We start from the raw sequence: 20,668 nt of genomic DNA on the forward strand, positions 1-20,668 counted from the left end.
CCTGAACCGGCCAAGGAGTGCCAAGGATGCAGATCCTCCTGATCGAAGACGACACCATGCTCAGCACGGCGCTCTCCCAGGGGCTGAGCCAGCAGGGCATAGCATCAACCCAGCTGACCCACTGCAAGGAGCTGGCAACCCTGCCAACCCTGCTGCGCCAGCAGTCGTTCGACGCCATCATCTGCCACCAGAGCCATCACCAGGACCTGGAGGGAGTGCGCATGCTGCAGGAGGCTCACTATCTGGGGCTACTGGAGCCGGGCTGCGTACTGTTGTTGCTCAATGCAGACCCGGAGCCACTCCACTATCCCCCCTCGGATCTCTACTTTTCGCTGCAGCTGACCATCCCCTTTACCCAGGAGCAACTGACCACCCGCCTGCACGAGCTGGTACAGCTGACCGGGCTGACCCGGGCCCTGCCGGCCCCGATGCGGCTCAGGGAGTGGCAACTGAGCTGTGCCCTGTGCGAGGACCTGCTCTATGAGCAGCAGAAGTATCGGGAGCTGGGACAACAGCTGGACCGGAGCAAGGGCTACATGCTGCTGCAATGGCAGGATCACTTCCATGCCTCCCAGCACTACGCTGTCTGTACTACGGAATATGACGCCTGGTGGCCGCGCAAGGGATTGATCTACGCCCTGTTGGGACTCGGCAGGCTGGAGAGCGCGCGCAAGGATCTGGCCCGCAACCGGGAGCGGCTGCCGCCCGCCCTGCAGCTGGAGCTGGCGCTGGCCTGTCTGCTGCACGAGGGGCAGTGGGAGGCGGCCTGGGACGTGCTCGGCCATCTGCTGCAAAAAAACGCCTGGCAACCGGAGTGGCGTCAGGCGGCCATTCTGCTGGCACTGCTGATCAAGGATGAGGGCAAGGCGCTGGAGCAGGCCAATGCCCTCAGCCTGCGCTTCTTTGCCGATCACAAGCTGCGGGTATCCATCGAGAACTTCATCCTCAATGTCAGCCTGGCGGTACTCTGGCACTACCCGAGCGCCGCCAGGATCAGCTCACTGCAGCAGGAGTATCGCTACCTCAACCAGGCAGTCACCCTGCGGGCTCATGAGGACGCCCTGCTCAAGGCGCTGATGCTGAGCCTGGACTACCGCTTCGACGAGGCCCTGCTGCTGCTGGCCAAGCACCCGCCGGAGAGCGTGCGGGACAACCACCTCAACCAGCTGCTCGGCTTCGCCGTCAGCCAGTTCTGCGGCCTGCCCCACCACGCCAAACGCTACCTGACCCAGCTCGGCCAGTATCAGGCCAGGGTCGCCCCGGCCCCGCTGCTGCAACAGTTGTTCAAGCAGGTCGTCATCGACTTGACGAAACAACTGGAGCGGCGCGAGCTGCGGCTGACCTATCTGCGCCAGGAGCGGCAGCGGGCCAACGCGGCGGGCCAGCATCAGCTGGCCGTGCAGTATGCGCTGACGCTACAGGAGGAGTTCCCGGCCCTGCCTGGCGATGCCTGGCAGTTGCTGGAGCTGCTGCAACTGTGCTGGCCGGCCGGCATGGCAGCCCCCAGGGTGGCGCTGCTGGTAGACCGGCTGGAGCGGCGTCTCAACCACAGCGCCTCCTTCATGGAGCATCATGCCAAGGAGTACCAGAAGACGCTGCTGCAGATCCGCTCACACCTCAATACCCGCCTGCCCACCACGCCCCCCAACTAGGCCCTCAGGCCCGGCCAGCGCCGGGCCGCTCTTACAGCAAGCCCCGCACCAGGATCCCGCCGATCAGCAGCGGGGCCACCAGCCGCCAGCACCAGAGCAGGCAGAACCGCAACACTGGCGAGAGATCCGCCGGCACCATGCGATCCCCCAGTCGCCAGCCCAGCAGCAGGGTCAGCACCAGGCCGAACAGCGGCATCATCAGGTTGGAGGTGAGGTAGTCCAGCACATCGAAGATGGTCTTGCCGAACAGGGTGTACTCGGCCCAGGGGCCGAACGACAGGCTCACCGGAATGCCGCAGGCCATGATCAGCAGGGTCAGCACCCGGCAGGCGCCACGGCGCGACCAGCCCCACTCCTCGGTGGTGAAGCGCACCAGGTGCTCCAGCATGGAGATGGAGGAGGAGAGCGCCGCCACCAGCAGCAGCAGGAAGAAGACCACTGCCAGCCCCTGGCCGAACGGCAGGTGGTTGAACACCGCCGGCATGGTCATGAAGGTGAGGCCGGGGCCGGCGGTCGGATCGATGCCGGTGGAGGCGAGCACCGGGAAGATCATCAGCCCCGCCAGCACCGAGATGAGGCTTGCCAGCGTCACCACCCAGACGCCGGAGCGCAGCACGCCGTCACTGTTCGGCAGGTAGGCGCCGTAGGTGGTGTGTACCCCCAGGCCAATGGAGAGAGAGAAGAAGGCGAGCCCCAGGGCATCCAGCACTCCCTGGCCGGTAAGCTGGCTGAAGTCGGGCAGCAGGAACTGGCGTACCCCGGTCATGGCTCCCGGCATGGAGAGGCCGGTCACCACCAGCAGCAGCATCATCACGAACAGGGCCGGCATCATCCAGCGCAGCGCCCGCTCCACCCCCTTCTGCAGCCCCCCCTGCACGAACCACCAGGTGAGCCCGGCGAAGATGAGGTGGGTGATGATCGGCCAGAGGGGATCGCTCACGTAGCCGGTGAAGAGGGCGGTGAGGGCATTCGCCTCACTCAGGTTGAGCTCGCCACCGATGGCCAGGGCCGCGTATCCCACGGTCCAGCCCCCCACCACGCTATAGAAGCTGTAGATGAAGAAGCCGCACAGGATCCCCATGTAACCCATCCAGCGCCAGTTCGGCCCCACCAGCTTGCGGAAGGCACCGAGCACCCCGCGCTGGCTGTGGCTGCCGAGCAGGGTCTCCCCCACCTGCACCGCTACCCCCAGGGTGAAGCTGAACAGCAGAAACACCAGCAGGAAGGCGCCGCCGCCGTTGGTGGCGGTCACATAGGGAAACTTCCAGATGGCGCCAAGACCGATCGCCGAACCGGCGGCTGCCAGCACATGACCGAGACGGGAAGACCACTGAACCTGGCTCATACAACCTCCGGGCAAGACAACATCACATCGATACTCCATGGATAACCGCACGGTGCGGGCAACAAAAAAGGCCGCCTGGTGGCGACCTTTGCAATGAACATTCAGACAAGCTGTGCGTGCAAGGTCACCTCTCTTGCGAGCCAAAAAATCGACCGAACAGTGCGCAGCGGGGTGACATGAATAAGCGGGCCTGAATGCCAAACGGGATCACAGCCTAAACCATGGAAAGAAAAATTGACACAACGCGATCAACTTTTTTTCATCCCCCCCTTCAAAAAGGGATTCTCTGCCACCGCCGGCAAAGATCATCAGGCAGCCCAATCCCTTGAGCAATAATAGAGTTAGCCTCGGCAGGCCGGTCAGCGACCGCCCGTGGCGACCCCCTTGCGCAACATGGATGCACCGACGTGACGCACCTGACCGGATACTGGATGAACTGGCTGCTGCCCTGGCTACTGCTGCCCACCCTGGCGCTGGCCACACCGCAACCCCCGCTGACCCTCATCAGCCACGAGCTGCCCCCCTTTACCCACACCAGTAACGGCAAGCTCGGCGGGCTGGCGGTGCAGCTGGTGCAGGAAGTCCAGCAGGAGATGGGGGTCCACTACCCCATCAAGATCTACCCCCTCAAGCGGGCGCTCGCCCTGACCCGGGTCGAACCCGGCTTCGCCCTGTTCGTCATCCTGCGCACGCCCCATCGGGAGTCCCAGTTCAAGTGGGTGGGGCCGCTGTTTCCGAACCGGGTGGTGATCTACCAGACCAGAGGCAGCAAGCCGCTGACCAATCTGGCCCAGCTGCGCAAGCTGCCGCGGGTCGGCGTGCTGCTCGGCAACGCCGATGACGAACTGCTCACCCGGGAGGGTTACACCAACCTGGTGCGCTGCCAGACCATCGAAGATGCCATCGAGCTCCTGGTGCTCGGCAAGATAGACGCCTTCCCCATGGGGGATCAGATCATGCCGGCCATCCTGGCCAAGATGAAGTTCTCCCCCCGCAGCGTGGTGAACTCCGGGCTGCTGCTGCAGGAGAACTGGCTCTACATCGTCTTCTCGAAGAGCGAGGATGACGCCGTGATCGCCCGCTGGCAGGCCGCCGTCGACAAGGTGCGGGCCCGCCACCCACAGGCGACGCCGGCCCCTCTTCATCCCTGAACCGGTTATACCAGCCCGCGTACCAGGATGCCGCCGATGAGCAGCGGTGCCAGCCAGCGCCAGCAGCCCATCAGCAGGGTGTGCCAATGCAGGGCCAGGCCGGCGGGCAGCGCCTGGCGACCGAGCCGCCAGCCCAGCAGCAGGGTGAGCGCCAGCCCGAACATCGGCATCATCAGGTTGGAGGTGACGAAGTCGAGCAGCTCGAAGATGTTCTTGCCAAACAGGGTCACGTCCGCCCAGGGGCCGAACGACAGGCTGACCGGAATGCCGTTGGCCATCACCAGCGCGGTGATCAGGCTGCAGGCGGCCCGTCGTGACCAGCCCAGACTCTCGCTGACGAAGCACTGCAGATGCTCCAGCAGCGAGATGGCAGACGAGAGTGCCGCCACCACCAGCAGGGCGAAAAACACCACCGCCAGCCCCTGGCCGAACGGCAACTGCTGGAACACCGCCGGCATGGTCATGAAGGTAAGACCAGGGCCGGAGGCGGGATCGATGCCGGTGGCCGCCAGCACAGGGAAGATCATCAAGCCCGCCAGCACGGCGATGAGGCTTGCCAGCAATACCACCCAGAGGCTGGAGCGGCCGACCCCCTCGCTGGAGGGCAGATAGGCGCCATAGGTGGTGTGGATGCCCAGACCAATAGAGAGGGAGAAAAACGCCAGCCCCATGGCATCGAGCACGCCGGACATGCCGAGCTTGCTGAAGTCCGGCATCAGGAAGTGGCGTACCCCGGCCATGGCATTGGGCAGGGTGAGGCCAAAGGCCACCAGCATCAGGATCATGATGAAGAGGGCTGGCATCATCCAGCGCAGGGTGCGCTCCACCCCCTTCTGCACGCCCCCCTGCACGAACCACCAGGTGAGCCCGGCGAACAGCAGGTGGGTCAGCACCGGCCACAGCGGATCCCCCACATAGTCGTTGAAGCGGGCGGTCAGGGCCGCGCCATCGCCGTGCTGCAGGCTGCCCGCCAGCGCCATGCCGGTGTAGCCCAGGGTCCAGCCGCCCACCACGCTGTAGAAGCTGTAGATGAGCAGGCTGCTGAGCAGCCCCATGGCACCGACCCAGCGCCAGCGCTTGCCCATCAGCTCACCGAAGGCTCCCACCACCCCGCGCCGGCTCAGGCTGCCGAGCAGCGTCTCCCCCATCAGCACCGCCACCCCCAGGGTGAAGCTGAACAGCAAAAACACCAGCAGGAAGGCGCCGCCGCCGTTGGCGGCCGTCACATAGGGGAACTTCCAGATAGCGCCGAGACCGACTGCTGAACCGGCGGCGGCCAGGATATAACCGAGCCGGGATGACCATTGGGACTGCTTCATAAGAACTCCAACCGTGGGGCCCGCCACAAGGGGCCCAAAATGACGCTCAGAGTACGGGGGGGGCTGCGCAATCACAACGCCGCTTATCTGGATAAAACGCGAGTTATTGGCATCATTACCCAATTAAATTCTATTTTACGCGCAATCCTGCCAACAAATAAAAACCGGAGCAATTTTGCTCCGGTTTGGCACTGTGGTGAGCCCGGTTCGGGGACTAGATCACCCCCAGCTCCCGCAGCCGTTCCATCAGGTAGCTGTGGGCGGTATGACGCTCGGAGAGCACCACGTCCGGCCGCGGATGGAGGAACAGCGGCAGGGAGATGCGGGACTTGGCGGCGCTGCCGCCGGTCGGGTTGATGACGCGGTGGGTGGTGGAGGGGTAGTAGCCGCGGGAGGCCTCCTGCAGCATGTCGCCGATGTTGATGATGAGAGTGCCGAAATCGCACGGCACGTCCATCCACTCGCCGTCGGACCCCTTCACCTGCAGGCCAGGTTCGTTGGCGGCGGGCAATATGGTCAGCAGGTTGATGTCTTCGTGGGCGGCGGCGCGGATGGCGCCCGGCTCTTCGGTGCCGTCGAACGGCGGGTAGTGCAGCACCCGCAGCAGGGTCTTCTGGCTCTCTTCAATCATGGAGGAGAGCGGGCAGCTGTAGTGGGCGGCGATGTCGCTCGGGGTGTACTGCTCGACCCAGCCCAGCAGCTCGGCCGCCAGGTCGTTGGCGAGGCGGTAGTACTCCATCGCCTGCTCTTTCAGCTCGGCAGGCATCTGGCCCCAGGGGTAGATGTGGAAGTACTCCTTGATGTCCTTCTGGCTGTGGCCCTTGGCCACTTCGGACACCGACGGCGGGAAGTAACCGTCCTGAGTCTCGCGATTGAACAGGAAATCCTGCTTCTGCTCGCTCATGAAGAAGCGATACCAGTTGTCATAGATGGACTGCACCAGCTCTTTCGGGATGGGGTGATTGGTCAGCACCCCGAAACCGGTGGTCCGCAGGGATTCGGTGAAGCGCTGTGCCGCATCGGGCGAGCGGTAATCGACGGTCAGGACTTTCATTGTTTTTGTTACGTGCCAGTTAAAAGATGGCGCAGTTTACCCCGTGACCGGCGACAAGGAAAGGGCGCGGGCCGCCACGTCGCCAGCCTGCGCAAATAGTGATAAACCGCTCAAAAAACGGTGTCGGCCGGCGCCGCTTTTCAACCCTTGTCCTGCCCCGGCATCCTCTCTAGAATGCCCCCCATCATCTCTCTCGGAGCCCGTCGTCCATGTCCCCCAAGATCCTGTTGCTGACCCTGCCCTTCCTGCTCGCCGGTTGCAGCTCGCTGTCGAAAGAAGAGTGCCGCACCATGAGCTGGTACAACCTGGGTTATCAGGATGGCGAGCAGGGCAAGACCCGGGTCGCCACCCGCGACTACGTCTCGACCTGCGGCGAATACGGCCTCAAGGTGGACGAGGCGGAGTGGAAACGGGGCTATGCCAAGGGGCTGGAGCTCTACTGCATTCCCGAGCTCGCCTACAGCAAGGGCAAGTCCGGCGCCGAGTACCTGGGGGTCTGCCCCAACGATGCCAGCTTCCTGACCCAGTACGATCGCGGCCGCAAGGAGTACCTGGTGGAGAAGCAGCTGAGCGATCTCAAGAGCGAGATGGAGCGGACCGAGCGCGACATCGAGACGCTGGAGCGCCAGATCCGCAACGAGAACGACAGCAAGCAGCGCGACTACTACCGCGCCCAGCGCGAGCGCGCCATCCGGCACTACGAGGGGCTGCGCCGCGACTACAACCGGATCCGCTTCCCGGATCGGGTGATCCAGTTCACCTTCGGGAACTGACAAACCAAAAGGGGCCGACAGGGCCCCTTTCTGTTTCTGTCCCTCTCTGTTTCTGCCCCTCAGGCGGGCAGAACCCAGCGCTGCAGCGCCAGCGCGATGCCGTCCTCGTTGTGATCGGCGGTCACCCGATCCGCCAGCGCCTGGATCTGTGACGCCGCATTGCCCATGGCCACCGCCAGCCCCACCTGTTCGAACATGCTGATGTCGTTGTTGTTGTCGCCAAACGCCACCACGTTCTCCATCGCGATCCCTTCACTCGCGGCCCACTGGGCCAGCCGGTTGCCCTTGCTGCAGCCGGGCTGCACCAGCTCCACCGCATAGGGCGCCGCCCAGTCGCAGGTGAAGGGCAGCTGCGCGACCACCTCTGCCATGAAGTGATGGAGCAGGGCGGGATCCTGGTTGAACAGCTCCAGCTTCCAGACCGGCCGGCTGAGCCAGCTCGCCAGATCCTCCGCCGGCAGCAGGGAGATCTTGAGATGATCCGGTTGGGCCGCCGACCAGTGGCGCATCCGGGTCACATGCTCCTCGCAGCCGAGGTAGCCGATCCCCTCGTCCAGGTGGAACAGGGCCCCCATCTGGTGCGCCTGCACCTCGGCCAGCAGCCGGCCGAGGGGGGACACCGCCAGCGGATCCCCGCTCAGGATCCTCTCCTGCACCGGATCATAGAGGTAGGCGCCGTTGCTGCAGATGATGGGGGTGTCGAGGGCCAGCTCGTGATGGAAGGGGCGGGCTGTCATGAAGTGGCGCCCGGTCACCAGCAGCACCTTGATGCCGTGGGCGCGGGCCTGGGCCAGTGCGGCCCGGGTGGCGGACGAGATCTTGTGATCCCGGGTCAGCAGAGTGCCATCCATATCCAGTGCAATGGCCTGAAAACGACTCATATCACCTCCAAAATGTCGAAACGAATGCGACGCTATACCAACCCGCGTTCAAATAACGATTAATACCACCGCCCAAGGCGGAGCATAACGGGGAGCACCAGGCGATCGGGCAAGCGAAGCAAAGAGCCATACCGTCCCAGAGTCGGCGCCACGATGCAAGCGCCGGCAGCCCCCTCCGTCTCGTTCTGTGATCCCGTCAGCCGGCTTCCACCTGGGCGTCGAACCGCTGCCGCCGATCCGCCGCCCGGCGCAGGCCATAGAAGCCGGCTGCGCAGAGCAGACCACACAGCGCCGCCAGATAGAAGGGCCACTCGGTGCCCGCCAGCAGCACCAGACTGCCGACCGCCACCGCCAGGATCTCGCTGCCCACCGCCAGTCCGCGATAGAGCCCCATCGCCTGCCCCTGTTGCTCGGCGTGGCTGCGGTTGGAGACGGCCACCGAAGTGGCCAGCTCCCCCAGGCTCATGCCGATGCCGACCGGGATAAAGGTGAGCGCCAGCCCCCACCAGTGGCTGGGCAGGATGAAGAGCAACATGCCAGCCGCCATCACCAGATGACCGACGATCCCGAGGGAGCTGCCGCGCCAATGACGAGCCAGACGGGAGCCCAGCCAGGATCCCGCGATCATGGGCACGCTCACCAGCACGGCGGCCTGCGCCAGCTGCACCGGATCCCAGGCCAGCCGCTCCACCAGCCAGACGTTGAAGTAGGTGAAATAGAGCTGCACCGCCCCGTAGCTGAGCAGGGTCAGCACGAAGTAGGGCAGCAGCACCGGCTGCAGCAACAGTTGACGGGAAGAGAGGGCCGGTGCCGGCTGCTCACTGCGGGCCGCTGCCGGCCGATTGGGCAGCAGCCAGAGCACCAGCAGCAGGTTGACCAGGGTCATGGCCACCGCCAGCCAGGCCGCCAGGCTGTAATCGCCGGACACCACGGCGGCATAACCGCCGATCATGGGGCCCACCACCCAGCCCAGGTTCATGCCGATGTTGATCCAGGCGAAGCTGCGTGCCTTGGTCTTGGCGGTGCTCATGTCGGCCGCCATGGCCTGCACGATGGCGATGTCGCCGTTGAAGAAGCCCTCCACCACCCGGCTCAGCAACAGCAGTGGCAAGGAACGCCAGGCGATCCCCAGCGCCATCAGGGCATAGCCCACCAGCACCCCCACCAGACAGAGGGTCAGCACCGGCTTGCGGCCATGGCGATCGGAGAGACGGCCCAGCCAGGGGGAACCCACCAGCTGGAACAACGGATAGAGCCCCATGATGACCCCCAGCCACACCTTGCGGCTCCAGTCCGACGCTTCAGGCGTCAACATGCCCTGGGCCGGATCCAGCAACAGCGGCGCCAGCACCGGGGATGGCAGGCTGAAGCCCGCCACCGCCAGCGTCACCGTCATCACCAATACCCACAAGCTGGCCTGTCCCTTGCTCCTCTCCATCTTCGCCTCATTAAATAAAGTTATTGGTTTATTTATGTTGGCCAGTGAACGGGATTAAGTAAAGCGAATTGTTGATTAAAGAAATCCCTCTCCCCATAATGGGTACCTGAGCGCCACCCCTCTGGCGTGCCAGCCGATCACGAGAGCCGCCCCATGAATGCCAGCACCGACAAGATACTGCACCTGTTGAAGACCAAAGGCCCCCAGAGTGCCGCCGAGCTTGGAGAGCAGCTGCAGATGACCTCCATGGGCGCCCGCCAGCACCTGATGACGATGGAGGCCGACGGCTGGGTGAGTTTCAACGACGAGGCCCGCGGGCGCGGTCGACCGGTGCGGCTGTGGCACCTCACCGAGCAGGCCTGGCAGCGCTTCCCCGACAGCCACAGCGAGCTGACCCTGCAGCTTATCGACAACATCCAGCAGCTGTTTGGCGCGGTGGGCATGGAGCGGCTGATCGACCAGCGGGAACAGCAGCAGCTGGCCCGCTATCAGGCCGAGCTGAACCAGCCGGCGCTGGCCGACCGGCTGGCCAGGCTCAAGGAGCTGCGCTGCCGGGAAGGCTATATGGCTGACTTGCGTCAGGAGGAGGATGGCAGCTGGCTGCTGTGGGAGAGTCACTGCCCCATCTGCGCGGCGGCGAGCGCCTGCCGGGGCTTTTGTCGCAGCGAGCTGGCGCTGTTTCGCCGGTTACTGGCGCCGGCCGAGGTGGAGCGGGAACAGTATCTGCTGGAGGGGGATCACCGCTGCCTCTATCGCATCAAGCCGCAGCAGGGCTGAACGCCGCGCACAAAAACAACAAAGCAGGCGCCGGGATGCCTGCTTTGTTGCCTTCGGGGAGGGGATGCTCTCGTTCCAGCCCGTCGTTGCCCGATAAGGTGAGACGGCTGATGGGGCTCTTGACCCGGTAAGGTCCTTCACCACAGAGACCGGGTTGGGTTTCTGTCTTGCCACCGGAAGATGTAACCATGGTACCCCTGCCGGCACGGTGAGTGGTTGCGAAGTAGCATGTATTTTCAGTTGTTTTTGCAATAGTTCACCCTTAATCTAGGAAAAGTGAATTAGTAATTGCAACGAGGAACGGAGAATGCTGAAACTTGATCGCATTGACAGGCATATTCTGGAGTTGATGCAGGAGAATGGCCGCATCAGCAACCTGGAGCTGGCCGAGCTGGTCGGGCTCTCCCCCTCCCCCTGCTCCCGCCGGGTCAAGGCGCTGGAAGATGCCGGTCTCATCGACACCCACGTCACCCTGCTCAACGCTCGCCAGCTGGGGCTGACCCTCACCGCCTACATTCATATCTCCATGGACCGGCATACCCCGGAGCGGTTCGAGAATTTCGATCGGGCCATCAGCGAACTGCCGGAGGTGCTGGAGTGCGACCTCATCACCGGCAACGACGCCGACTACCAGCTCAAGGTGGTGGTGCGGGACATGGAGCACTATCAGCACTTCCTGCTGGACAAGCTGACCCACATCCCGGGGGTGACCGGGGTGCGATCCAGCTTCGTGCTGCGCCGGATCAAGCACAAGACGGCGCTGCCGCTCAACCACCTGGGTTGAGCGTCGGCCGCCCAGATCAGCGCGAGATCAAAAAGAGGAGGCCCAAGGGTCTCCTCTTTTTACATGTTCAAACTGCTGGAGCAGGCTGGTACTCAGACCGCCACCTGGCTCACGTCCTGCACCTGCAGGAGCCAGCCGGCCTGCTCCTGCTGCGGCTCACCGCTGACCCGCAGCCGCTCGCCGGTCGGCACCCACTGCCCCTGGGGCAGGGAGACCAGCAGACTCTCGCTGCCGTTGTCGAACAGCCAGCGATCCTCCCCCAGCGACTCGATCAGATAACCTTCCATCTCCACTCTGGACTCGGCTTGCCAGGATGGCGCAACGGAATCACGGCTCTCGATGAAATCCCCCTGAACACCAAAACTGGCCAGCCCCCACAGAATGGAGAGCCCAACCAACGATGATTGCATCTCGTCTCTCCTCTTTTGGAACTGTAGGGCCAGTATGGGAAGAGAAAACTGAGCGCACCATGAACAAGGTGGCAAAGTGCCGACGGGATCGCGAAAAAAACCGGCCAGTCGGCCGGTCGTGTCATTTTATGGCGTCTGGATCACACTATTTGGCGGCTTCCTCTGCCATCCGTGCGGCCCTTGGCTTATTCGTCCACATGGCAACACCGCGATGATCCGCACAGATCCCCTCCTCCACCACGGCCCGCACCCGGGTGCCATCCTTGCAGATCGCCTGCCAGGCATCGGCATCGTCGATGGCCATCGACGGGGAGTGGGAACTGGTGCTGCAGGCACCCAGCAGCAGGGCAAACAGGGGCAACAAGATTCTCATGGAGGGCTCCTCAGACGGATGGTCGGTCGAACTCAACGCCCCAGCTGGGCCGAGATGCGATCGCAGAGCTGCTTGAGCTGGGCCAGTTCAGCATCGGCCAGATCCACCTGATTGCGCAAGTTGTCCGCCAGACAGCAGCCCTGCACCTCCTGCTGCAACTGGCGGCCCGCCTCGGTCAGACGAATGCATTTTTGCCGCTCATCCTCGCGGGAGACGGTGCGGGTCAGCCAGCCCTTGCTCTCCAGCCGCTTGACGATGGGGGTCAGGGTCCCCGCATCCAGCCCGGTCTCCTGGCCTATCTCCTTGAGGCTGACCTCGTCCCGCGCCCACAGCGACAGCATCACCAGATACTGGGTGTAGGTGAGATCCAGCTTGTCCAGCAGCGGTCGGTAGGCCCGCATCACGGCATTGGAGGCGCTGTAGAGGGCAAAACAGACCTGCTTTTTCAATTCACTCATGGGGCACCTCGCTGACGACTGGGGCCAGTATACCCCAGGAGCATGAGGGGCTGAATAATTTGCACACAAAACAGTTGTCAGCCCTCCGTTTCAGGATTAACCTGATTTTAGTTTGCACGCAAACAAAATCATCCAGCGCCGCCGACACACAGGGCCCGGCCCGTCTCCGGCGAGGCTTGCACCAGATCCAACGGGAGAACCGCCATGAATGCCACCAGCCATCAAATCCAACTGCTGCGCCGCCCGGTCGGCCTGCCCGCCGCCGCCGATTTCTCCCTGGTCGAGGTGCCGCTGCCCCCCTTGCAGGAGGGCGAGGTACAGGTCGCCAACCAGTGGCTGTCGGTGGATCCCTACATGCGTGGTCGCATGAGCGAGGCCAAGAGCTATGTGCCCCCCTTCCCCCTCAATGGCCCCCTCGATGGCGGCGCCATCGGCGTGGTGGAAGCCTCGCGTCACCCGGATTTCGCGGTGGGCGACCGGGTGAGCAGTATGCTGGGCTGGCGCGATCGCTTCGTCGCCAACGGCGCTCAGCTGACCAGACTGCCCGACACCCGCCTGCCGCCCCAGCGCTTTCTCGGCGCCCTCGGCATGCCGGGCATGACCGCCTGGACCGGGCTCAACCGCATCGCCAAACTGCAGGCCGGTGAAACCGTGCTGGTGTCGGCCGCCTCCGGCGCCGTCGGCTCCATGGTGGTGCAGCTTGCCAAACGGGCGGGGGCCCGCGTCATCGGCTCCACCGGATCTGCCGACAAGGTGGCCTACCTCAAGAGCCTGGGGGCCGACGAGGTGATCAACTACCGTGAGACCCCGGATCTCGATGCCGAGCTGGCCCGGCTGGCGCCGGACGGGATCCATGTCTACTTCGAGAACGTGGGGGGTGCCATGCTGGACGCCGCCTTCAATCACATGGTGGTGCACGGCCGCATCGTGATGTGCGGGCTCATCGAGCAGTACAACGGCCAGAGCGAGGCGAGCGGGCCGCGCAACCTCTCCCAGGTGATCCGCAAGCGCCTCACCATGCAGGGGCTGATCGTGTTCGATCACTGGCAGCACTACGGCGAGTTTCTGGCCGAGGTGACCCCGGCCTTCGACGCCGGCACCCTGCAGGCCGAAGAGACTGTCTATCAGGGGCTCGCCAGCATGCCGCAGGCCTTCATCGGGCTGTTCGAAGGGCGCAACACCGGCAAGATGCTGGTCAAGCTGGGGTGATCCGCAGCTCTGGCGCCTGACGCCGCAGACTGCTTGCATGACGGGCCCATCCGACCTAAGGTGGGCCCGTTTTTTATGGTGCAATTCGCCGTTTGTGCAAGGAGCCGCTCATGGGTTCCCTGCTTGTCCCGCGTCATCCCTGCAAGGAGCCCTTCTTATGTCAACTCCCTATCCCCGCGTCGGTGTCGGCGTGATACTGACCAACCGCCAGGGCCAGGTGCTGCTTGGCAAGCGCAAGGGGAGCCACGCCCCCTACTGGTCCATTGCCGGCGGCCATCTGGAGCTGGGAGAGACGTTCGAATCGGCAGCGATCCGGGAAGTGGCCGAGGAGACGGGTTTTCGGATCAGCAACCCCAGCGTCATCGCCGTCACCAACAACCTGGAGACCTGGCGCGAGAGCGGCCTGCACTATGTCTCGGTCACCCTGCTGGCCGAGGTAGAGGGAGAGCCCCAGCTGCTGGAGCCGGAGAAGTGCGAAGGCTGGGTCTGGTGCGACCCACGCAATCTGCCAGAGCCTCACTTCGATGCCAGCCGCCAGTCCATCGCCTGCTGGCTGGCAAATCGTTGCTACCTGCCGACCTCGAGCCAGCCGGCCCCATAAACCATCGCCTGCTGGTTGGCGAATCGTTGCTACCTGCCAACCTCGAGCTAGCCGGCCCCATAAGCTATCGCCTGCTGGCTTGCTGGCCGTTGCTACCTGCCGACCCCGAGCCAGCCGGCCCCATAAGCCATCGTCTGCTGGCTGGCGAATCGTTGCTACCTGCCAACCTCGAGCCAGCCGGCCCCATAAACCATCGCCTGCTGGCTGGCGAATCGTTACCACCTGCCGACCTCGAGCCAGCCGGCCCCATAAGCCATCGTCTGCTGGCTGGCGAATCGTTGCTACCTGCCGACCTCGAGCCAGCCGGCCTCATAAGCCATCGCCTGCTGGCTGCAAGGCGCGGCTACCTACCAGCAGCCCCCTGATTTGTCATAAAAAAGTCATCGCCCTGTCATATCATCTCCACCGTCTGATGAAATGCGCGAGGAGAGCGACGAGGTGGGACAGGTATTCATGCAATTTCTGTGGTTGGGCTGTGTCAGTTTTGGCGGGCCGGCCGCCCATATCGGCTACTTCCAGCGCACCTTTGTCGAGCGGCGGGGCTGGCTGACCCAGGCCGAATTCGCCCAGTTGCTGGCCCTCTGCCAGCTGCTGCCGGGCCCCGCCTCCAGCCAGCTCGGCTTTGCCATCGGTCGCCAGCGGGCCGGGCTTGGCGGAGCGCTGGCTGCCTTCGCCGGCTTCACCCTCCCCTCCTTCCTGTTGTTGCTGGCCGCCGCCATTGGTCTCGGCCAGCTCGGCAACAACGTCTGGCTCGATGCCGCCCTGCACGGCCTCAAGCTGCTGGCGCTGGTGGTGGTGGCCGATGCGGTGCTCACCATGAGCCGCCAGTTCTGCAAGACAACGCGCAATCAGGGGATCATGGTCGCCACTGCGGCTGCCCTCTGGTGGCAACCCGGCCTGCTCACCCAGCTCGTCATGCTGGCGGGCGCCGCCCTGCTCTGTGCCCGCCAGGCAGACCAAAGCGGCACTCCCTTGTCGTCTGCCGGCGCTGTGAGCCGACCCCACTGGCCCACCCTGCTGCTGTTCGCCCTGCTGTTTGTCGGCCTGCCGCTGCTGGGGGGCTCCGTCGGCCAGCTGGTCGCCGACTTCTACCGGGCCGGCAGCCTGGTGTTTGGCGGCGGCCACGTGGTGCTGCCCCTGCTGGCGGAGAGCGCGGGGCACAGCCTCAGCCAGCAGCAGCTCCTGACCGGCTACAGCCTGGCCCAGCTGGTGCCCGGTCCCATGTTCACCCTGGCGACCTATCTCGGCGCCCAGTTGCTGCCGGCCACCCCGTTGGGCGGCGCTCTGCTGGCGACCCTGGCGCTGTTTCTGCCCGGTTTTCTGCTGCTGTGGGCCATGGGCCCCTGCTGGCAGAGCTGGCTGGCCCACCCTCGCCTCGCCGGCGCCGTAGCCGGCATCAACGCCGCCGTGGTGGGTCTGCTGCTGGCGGCACTCTATCAGCCGGTCTGGCAGAGCGCCGTGCTGGCCCCCACCGATCTGGCGCTGGCCGCCGTCGGCTTCTACCTGCTGCGGGCACTCAGGCTGCCCATTCTGGCGCTGGCGACCCTGTTGATGGGCGCCACCCTGCTGCTGGCCTGAGCGACCCTGGCGGCGACCACAAAGAAACGGCCCCCTGCCAAGGCAGGGGGCCGTTTTTGCATGCATGTCTATCGCCAGGCTCAGGGCTCGGGATCGAAATCCAGGCTCAGGCTGTTGACGCAGTAGCGCTGGCCGGTCTCGGTCGGCCCGTCCGGGAAGACGTGACCGAGGTGGGAGCCGCACTGGCTGCAGGTGATCTCCACCCGTTTCATGCCGTGGCTGTTGTCCTCTGTGTAGGTCACGGTCCCGTCGATGGCCCGATCGAACGAGGGCCAGCCGCAGCCCGAATCAAACTTGGCATCCGAGTGAAACAGCACCTGCTTGCAGCAGACGCACAGGTAGTCGCCGCTCTTGCGGTTGTGGAGCAGGGCGCCGCTGTAGGGACGCTCCGTGCCCTTCTCCCAGCAGACGTGATACTGCTCGGCGCTCAACTGCTTGCGCCACTGCTCGGGGTTGGGGGTGTTGCCGCTCATACTGACTCCTTGCCGTGAATAACGGTGCCCAGCATACCCAGTCAGGGCGCCGCACTCTACCCCGCCAGCGGGAACTGTGATCCCGTTGGCAACACGGCGGCAACATCCGCAGTGGCCAGCGCCTCTTCCTCCGCCAGCGCCACCGCACTCAGGGCTACCCGCTCCAGCAGCTTGAGGGAGTGGGCCCGGCCCACCGCCACCTGCCGCTTGATGTCGTCGGGCAGGAACGGCAAGCCGTCATTGGTGGCGGTGTCAATGGTCTGGATCCACTCCATGCCATCCCCCGGCGGCGGCAGGCGGAACTGGATGTCGTAGTCGCTGGCGTTGAACAGCACGAACCAGCGCTCCCCGCCGCAACCAATCATCCCTATATCCATGGCAAAAGCCTGCCCCATGGGGGCGTGCCAGTCCTGATCGGTGAGCTGATGGCCATCCGGGTGATACCAGTTGACCTGGTGGCAGCTGCTGGGGGCGCCATTCCAGCTGTCGTCGCTCAGCTGCAGGTTGGAGAAGACGGTGGACTCCGCCCGCAGCGCCATCATCTGCTGGGTGAAGGCGAGCAGCCGCTCGTCCTCCGGTCGCCACTGCCAGTTGACCCAGCTGATCTGGTTGTCCTGGCAGTAGGCGTTGTTGTTGCCGAGCTGGCTGCGGCCCATCTCGTCGCCGGCGAGGAAGTGCGGTGTCCCTTGTGACAGCAGCAGGGTGGCGATCAGATTACGCTTCTGCTGCTGGCGCAGGTTGTTCACCCTGGGGTCGAGCGTCGGCCCCTCGACGCCGTGGTTGCAGGAGAGGTTGTTGCCGTGGCCGTCCCGGTTGTCCTCGCCGTTGGCCTGGTTGTGGCGCTGGTTGTAGGAGACCAGATCCTCCAGGGTGAAGCCGTCGTGATAGCAGAGGTAGTTGACGCTGGTATGGGGGGAGCGCCAGTTCTTCGGGAACAGATCCCGTGACCCCACCAGCCGGGTGGCAAAGTCCCCCATCTTGCCCGCATCGCCGCGCCAGAAGGCGCGAACCGTGTCGCGGTAGCGGTCGTTGATCTCCAGCCACTGGCTCGGAAACTGGCCGAGGCGATAACCGAAGGGGCCGATATCCCAGGGTTCGGCGATGAGCTTGACTCGCGCCAGCACGGGATCCGCCATCATGGCCTTGAAGAAGGCCCCCATGGGGTCAAACTCCCCCGCCTCCCGCGCCAGGGTAACCGCCAGATCGAAGCGAAAGCCGTCCACCTGCATCTCGGTGACCCAGTAGCGCAGGGCATCGAGCACCAGCCGCAGGCTGTTGGGGTGATCCAGATTGACGCTGTTGCCGCAACCGGTGACGTTGGCGTGGCGAGTGTAATCGGGGCCGTGGGCCCCCGCCTCGAAGGCGTAGTAACCGGCGTTGTCAAAGCCCTTGAAGGAGAGCACTGGACCGTCGAAGCCCGCCTCCGCGGTGTGGTTGTAGACCACGTCCAGGATCACCTCGAGCCCGGCTCTGTGCAGCTCGCGCACCATGGTCTTGAACTCGGTCACCGCCTCCTGCGCCGCATAGCGCGGCTCGGGGGCGAAGAAGGCGATGGGGTTGTAACCCCAGTAGTTGGTGAGCCCCAGCTGCTCGAGCCTGGGCTCGGACATGAAGGCCGCCACCGGCATCAGCTGCACCGCGCTAACGCCGAGGGACTTGAGATGTTCGATGATGAGCGGGTGGCAGATCCCCAGATAGGTGCCGCGCAGCTCGCTCGGCACCCCCTGATGCTGGCGGGTGAGGCCCTTGACGTGGGCCTCGTAGATGACGGTGCGGGCTGGCTCGATGGCGGGCTTGCCCACCCCCTGCCAGTCGAAGGCATCATCCACCACCACCGATTTGGCCACCATGGCCGCGCTGTCCCCCTGATAGAGGGCATCGTCCCAATAGGTGGGGCGGCTGAGTGCCTTGGCATAGGGGTCGATCAGCAGCTTGTCCGGGTCGAACAGCATCCCCTCCTGGGAGATGCCGTGCACCCGGTAGCCGTAACGCTGGCCGGCCCTAACCCCGCGCACATAGCCGAAGCGGTACTGGCCGCGCCGGCCGGGCAGCTCGAGACGAGCCAGCTCCCGCTCCTGCTCGTCGAACAGGCAGAGCTCCACCTTGTCCGATTGCGGCGCCCAGACGCAGAAGTGACAACCCGTCTTGTCGAGCAGCACTCCCAGCGGGTAGTCCTGCCCCTTTTCCATTGCAAACATCAAGGCTCCTGTTTGATGAACAAGGTTGCGAGCGGCGGCAAGTCCAGCACTATGCTGTGCGCCATCCCCTGCCAGGGGGTCGGCTCGGCGACAAAGACCAGACCCACATCATAGTTGCTGCCCCAGTAATGCTCGCTGTCGGTGTTGAGCACCACCCGGTAGTGACCGGCCGCAGGCACCCCGAGACGATAACCGATACGCGGCACCGGGGTGAAGTTGCAGGCCACCACCAGCGGGTTGGCTCCCTGCTTGTCGGCCCGCAACCAGGCGAAGATGCTGTTGTCGGCGTCGTTGTGATCCAGCCAGCGGAAGCCGTTCTGCTCATAGTCCGCCTGATACAAGGCAGCTTCATGACGGTAGAGGTGGTTGAGGTCGTGGATCAGCCGCTGCTGGCCGCCATGCTTGGGATACTGCAGCAGGTGCCAGGGCAGCTGGGCATCGTGATTCCACTCGTTGCTCTGGGCGATCTCGGTGCCCATGAAGTTGAGCTTCTTGCCGGGATGAGCATACATGAAGCCCATGTAGGCGCGCAGGTTGGCCGCCTGCTGCCACTCGTCCCCCGGCATCTTGTAGAGCATGGAGTGCTTGCCGTGCACCACCTCGTCGTGGGAGAGCGACAGAATGAAGTTCTCGTCATAGTGGTACACCATGGAGAAGGTCATGTCGTTGTGATGGTAGCGACGGTGAATGGGCTCCTTCTGCATGTAGGTGAGGGTATCGTGCATCCAGCCCATATTCCACTTGAAGCCAAAACCCAGACCGCCCAGGAAGGTGGGACGGGAGACCCCGGCAAAAGCGGTGGACTCCTCGGCGATGGTCATGGCGTGGGGGTACTTGCCGTACACCTCCTCGTTGGTCCACTTGAGCAGGCTGATCGCCTCGTAGTTGTGGTTGCCGCCATCGACGTTGGGTACCCACTCCCCCTCGTTGCGGGAATAGTCCAGATAGAGCATGGAGGCCACCGCATCCACCCGCAGGCCGTCAACATGGAACTTGTCGAGCCAGAACAGGGCGCTGGCCACCAGGAACTGGCGCACCGTGTTGCGACCGAAGTCATAGATGTAGGAGTTCCAGTCTGGGTGCCAGCCACGGCGCGGATCCTCGTACTCGTAGAGCGGAGTGCCGTCGAAGCGGGCCAGCCCGTGGGCATCGGACGGGAAGTGGGCGGGCACCCAATCCAGAATCACGCCGATCCCGGCCTGGTGGCACTGATCCACGAAGTATTTGAAATCATCAGCCGTGCCGTAGCGGCTGGTGGGAGAGAACATGCCCACCGGCTGGTAGCCCCAGGAGCCGCTGAACGGATGCTCGGAGACCGGCAGCAGCTCGATGTGGGTGTATTCCATCTCTTTGACGTAATCGACCAGCTCCACCGCCAGCTCGCGCCAGCTCAGGCTGTCACCGTTGGGGTGGCGCTTCCAGGAGCCGACGTGCAGCTCGTAGATGGAGAGCGGCTGCTCCCGCTTGTCGTTCAGCTGGCTCTCGCGCCAGGCGGCATCCTGCCACTGGTACTGGTAGTGGTCATAGACCACGGAGGCGAACGAGGGGTACTGCTCGCAGTAGAAACCCACCGGGTCGCTCTTGTGCGGCAGCCGGTTGCCCATGGGGTCTTTCAGTTCGAACTTGTAGCGATCCCCCGCCTTGAGGCCCGGCACGAACAGCACCCAGTGACCGCACTGGCTGCGCTGCATCGGGTGACGACGGCCATCCCAGAAGTTGAAATCGCCGATCAGGCTCACCGCGGTGGCGCTCGGCGCATAGACCGCAAAGCGCACCCCTTCCACTCGCTGGTCCAGATGCTCCACGGTGCGCAGCTGGGCACCGAGCGTGTGGTAGAGGTTTTCCGGCTGGTAGGTGAGCTCCGCCAACCCGGCCCAGCCCGCATCCTGGAACTGATAAGGATCGATGACCTCGACGGTGGTATCTGGGTAGTCGGCAAGCAACTGGTAGGGGAAGGGATTTTTACGGCGGGTGAAAACAGTTTCAAAGAGGCCCGAATCATCGGTGGGCGCCAGGGTGGCAACAATCTTGCCCGACTTGAGATCCCTGACCCTTACGGCCTGGGCATCGGGTAACCAGACGGTCAGCTTGAGGCCGGGCCCATCCGGATTGGCCTGCAGGCCTAAGTGGGAGAAGGGATCGGAACAGCGGGCTGCAACCAAACGTTCAACGAGCATCGAGATTTCCTTTCATA

The 20,668-nt window shown here is 64.2% G+C and carries 19 protein-coding genes; 8 read left to right on the top strand and 11 right to left on the bottom strand.

Annotated features, from left to right (window positions below):
• Positions 1-26: 26 nt before the first annotated feature.
• Entirely contained in the window at positions 27-1,652 is a 1,626-nt protein-coding gene (locus tag BN1143_RS16050; protein WP_042051372.1) for a response regulator, read from the top strand.
• 31 nt (positions 1,653-1,683) lie between these two features.
• On the opposite strand, the gene BN1143_RS16055 is transcribed toward BN1143_RS16050, so the two are convergent.
• Positions 1,684-2,997, bottom strand: coding sequence for a sodium-dependent transporter (locus BN1143_RS16055; RefSeq protein ID WP_042051373.1), 1,314 nt, complete (start codon positions 2,995-2,997; stop codon positions 1,684-1,686).
• Between the two features lie 431 nt (positions 2,998-3,428).
• Between BN1143_RS16055 and BN1143_RS16060 the strand changes: the two genes are divergently transcribed.
• Positions 3,429-4,148 (top strand): substrate-binding periplasmic protein, encoded by a 720-nt coding sequence (locus BN1143_RS16060; RefSeq protein WP_042051374.1) that lies wholly within the window; start codon positions 3,429-3,431, stop codon positions 4,146-4,148.
• Between the two features lie 5 nt (positions 4,149-4,153).
• Here the strand turns inward: BN1143_RS16060 and BN1143_RS16065 are convergent, their stop codons facing one another.
• Both BN1143_RS16065 and BN1143_RS16070 read right to left on the bottom strand, forming a co-directional pair.
• A complete protein-coding gene (locus BN1143_RS16065) occupies positions 4,154-5,467 on the bottom strand; it encodes a sodium-dependent transporter (RefSeq protein ID WP_010636210.1) in 1,314 nt (437 codons plus the stop codon).
• A gap of 214 nt (positions 5,468-5,681) precedes the next feature.
• Positions 5,682-6,521: an isopenicillin N synthase family dioxygenase gene (locus tag BN1143_RS16070; protein WP_010636209.1), complete on the bottom strand. Its 840-nt coding sequence runs from the start codon at positions 6,519-6,521 to the stop codon at positions 5,682-5,684.
• Positions 6,522-6,730: 209 nt separating this feature from the next.
• On the opposite strand from BN1143_RS16070, the gene BN1143_RS16075 reads away from it, so the two are divergent.
• Entirely contained in the window at positions 6,731-7,294 is a 564-nt protein-coding gene (locus BN1143_RS16075) for a DUF2799 domain-containing protein (RefSeq protein WP_042051376.1), read from the top strand.
• 59 nt (positions 7,295-7,353) lie between these two features.
• Here the strand turns inward: BN1143_RS16075 and BN1143_RS16080 are convergent, their stop codons facing one another.
• Positions 7,354-8,175, bottom strand: a complete 822-nt coding sequence (locus BN1143_RS16080; RefSeq protein WP_005304856.1) for a Cof-type HAD-IIB family hydrolase — start codon at positions 8,173-8,175, stop codon at positions 7,354-7,356.
• A gap of 196 nt (positions 8,176-8,371) precedes the next feature.
• Positions 8,372-9,613 (bottom strand): MFS transporter, encoded by a 1,242-nt coding sequence (locus BN1143_RS16085; RefSeq protein WP_042051377.1) that lies wholly within the window; start codon positions 9,611-9,613, stop codon positions 8,372-8,374.
• Between the two features lie 153 nt (positions 9,614-9,766).
• On the opposite strand from BN1143_RS16085, the gene BN1143_RS16090 reads away from it, so the two are divergent.
• Both BN1143_RS16090 and BN1143_RS16095 read left to right on the top strand, forming a co-directional pair.
• Positions 9,767-10,390: a helix-turn-helix transcriptional regulator gene (locus BN1143_RS16090; protein ID WP_019840775.1), complete on the top strand. Its 624-nt coding sequence runs from the start codon at positions 9,767-9,769 to the stop codon at positions 10,388-10,390.
• A gap of 307 nt (positions 10,391-10,697) precedes the next feature.
• Positions 10,698-11,174 carry an Lrp/AsnC family transcriptional regulator gene (locus BN1143_RS16095; protein WP_005304871.1) on the top strand — a complete coding sequence of 159 codons (477 nt, stop codon included), beginning with the start codon at positions 10,698-10,700 and terminating at the stop codon, positions 11,172-11,174.
• Positions 11,175-11,266: 92 nt separating this feature from the next.
• Here the strand turns inward: BN1143_RS16095 and BN1143_RS16100 are convergent, their stop codons facing one another.
• The 3 genes from BN1143_RS16100 to BN1143_RS16110 form a co-directional block, all read right to left on the bottom strand.
• Positions 11,267-11,584, bottom strand: a complete 318-nt coding sequence (locus BN1143_RS16100) for a hypothetical protein (RefSeq protein ID WP_005304873.1) — start codon at positions 11,582-11,584, stop codon at positions 11,267-11,269.
• A gap of 145 nt (positions 11,585-11,729) precedes the next feature.
• Positions 11,730-11,957 carry a hypothetical protein gene (locus BN1143_RS16105; RefSeq protein WP_005304875.1) on the bottom strand — a complete coding sequence of 76 codons (228 nt, stop codon included), beginning with the start codon at positions 11,955-11,957 and terminating at the stop codon, positions 11,730-11,732.
• 32 nt (positions 11,958-11,989) lie between these two features.
• Entirely contained in the window at positions 11,990-12,415 is a 426-nt protein-coding gene (locus BN1143_RS16110; protein ID WP_042051378.1) for a MarR family winged helix-turn-helix transcriptional regulator, read from the bottom strand.
• Positions 12,416-12,619: 204 nt separating this feature from the next.
• On the opposite strand from BN1143_RS16110, the gene BN1143_RS16115 reads away from it, so the two are divergent.
• The 3 genes from BN1143_RS16115 (at position 12,620) to chrA (ending at position 15,803) form a co-directional block, all read left to right on the top strand.
• On the top strand, positions 12,620-13,624 hold the full coding sequence (locus tag BN1143_RS16115; RefSeq protein ID WP_042051379.1) for an NADP-dependent oxidoreductase: 1,005 nt from the start codon (positions 12,620-12,622) through the stop codon (positions 13,622-13,624).
• Between the two features lie 157 nt (positions 13,625-13,781).
• Positions 13,782-14,225, top strand: a complete 444-nt coding sequence (locus BN1143_RS16120) for a nucleotide triphosphate diphosphatase NUDT15 (RefSeq protein ID WP_042051380.1) — start codon at positions 13,782-13,784, stop codon at positions 14,223-14,225.
• Positions 14,226-14,642: 417 nt separating this feature from the next.
• The gene (chrA, locus tag BN1143_RS16125; RefSeq protein ID WP_042051381.1) at positions 14,643-15,803 is read left to right on the top strand and encodes a chromate efflux transporter; all 1,161 of its coding nucleotides are present in this window, start codon (positions 14,643-14,645) and stop codon (positions 15,801-15,803) included.
• An 80-nt stretch (positions 15,804-15,883) separates the two neighbouring features.
• Here the strand turns inward: chrA and msrB are convergent, their stop codons facing one another.
• From msrB to glgB, 3 genes are read right to left on the bottom strand one after another with little or no spacing between them, the layout of a single operon-like run.
• Positions 15,884-16,276 (bottom strand): peptide-methionine (R)-S-oxide reductase MsrB, encoded by a 393-nt coding sequence (msrB, locus tag BN1143_RS16130; protein WP_017780474.1) that lies wholly within the window; start codon positions 16,274-16,276, stop codon positions 15,884-15,886.
• Positions 16,277-16,332: 56 nt separating this feature from the next.
• Positions 16,333-18,474, bottom strand: a complete 2,142-nt coding sequence (gene glgX / locus BN1143_RS16135; protein ID WP_017780473.1) for a glycogen debranching protein GlgX — start codon at positions 18,472-18,474, stop codon at positions 16,333-16,335.
• Positions 18,474-20,651 carry a 1,4-alpha-glucan branching protein GlgB gene (glgB, locus tag BN1143_RS16140; RefSeq protein ID WP_042051382.1) on the bottom strand — a complete coding sequence of 726 codons (2,178 nt, stop codon included), beginning with the start codon at positions 20,649-20,651 and terminating at the stop codon, positions 18,474-18,476. The genes glgX and glgB overlap by 1 nt, the downstream gene beginning before the upstream one ends.
• Positions 20,652-20,668: the final 17 nt, after the last annotated feature.

The organism is Aeromonas dhakensis, assembly GCF_000820305.1.
In the GTDB taxonomy this organism is placed as follows: Bacteria; Pseudomonadota; Gammaproteobacteria; order Enterobacterales; family Aeromonadaceae; genus Aeromonas; species Aeromonas dhakensis.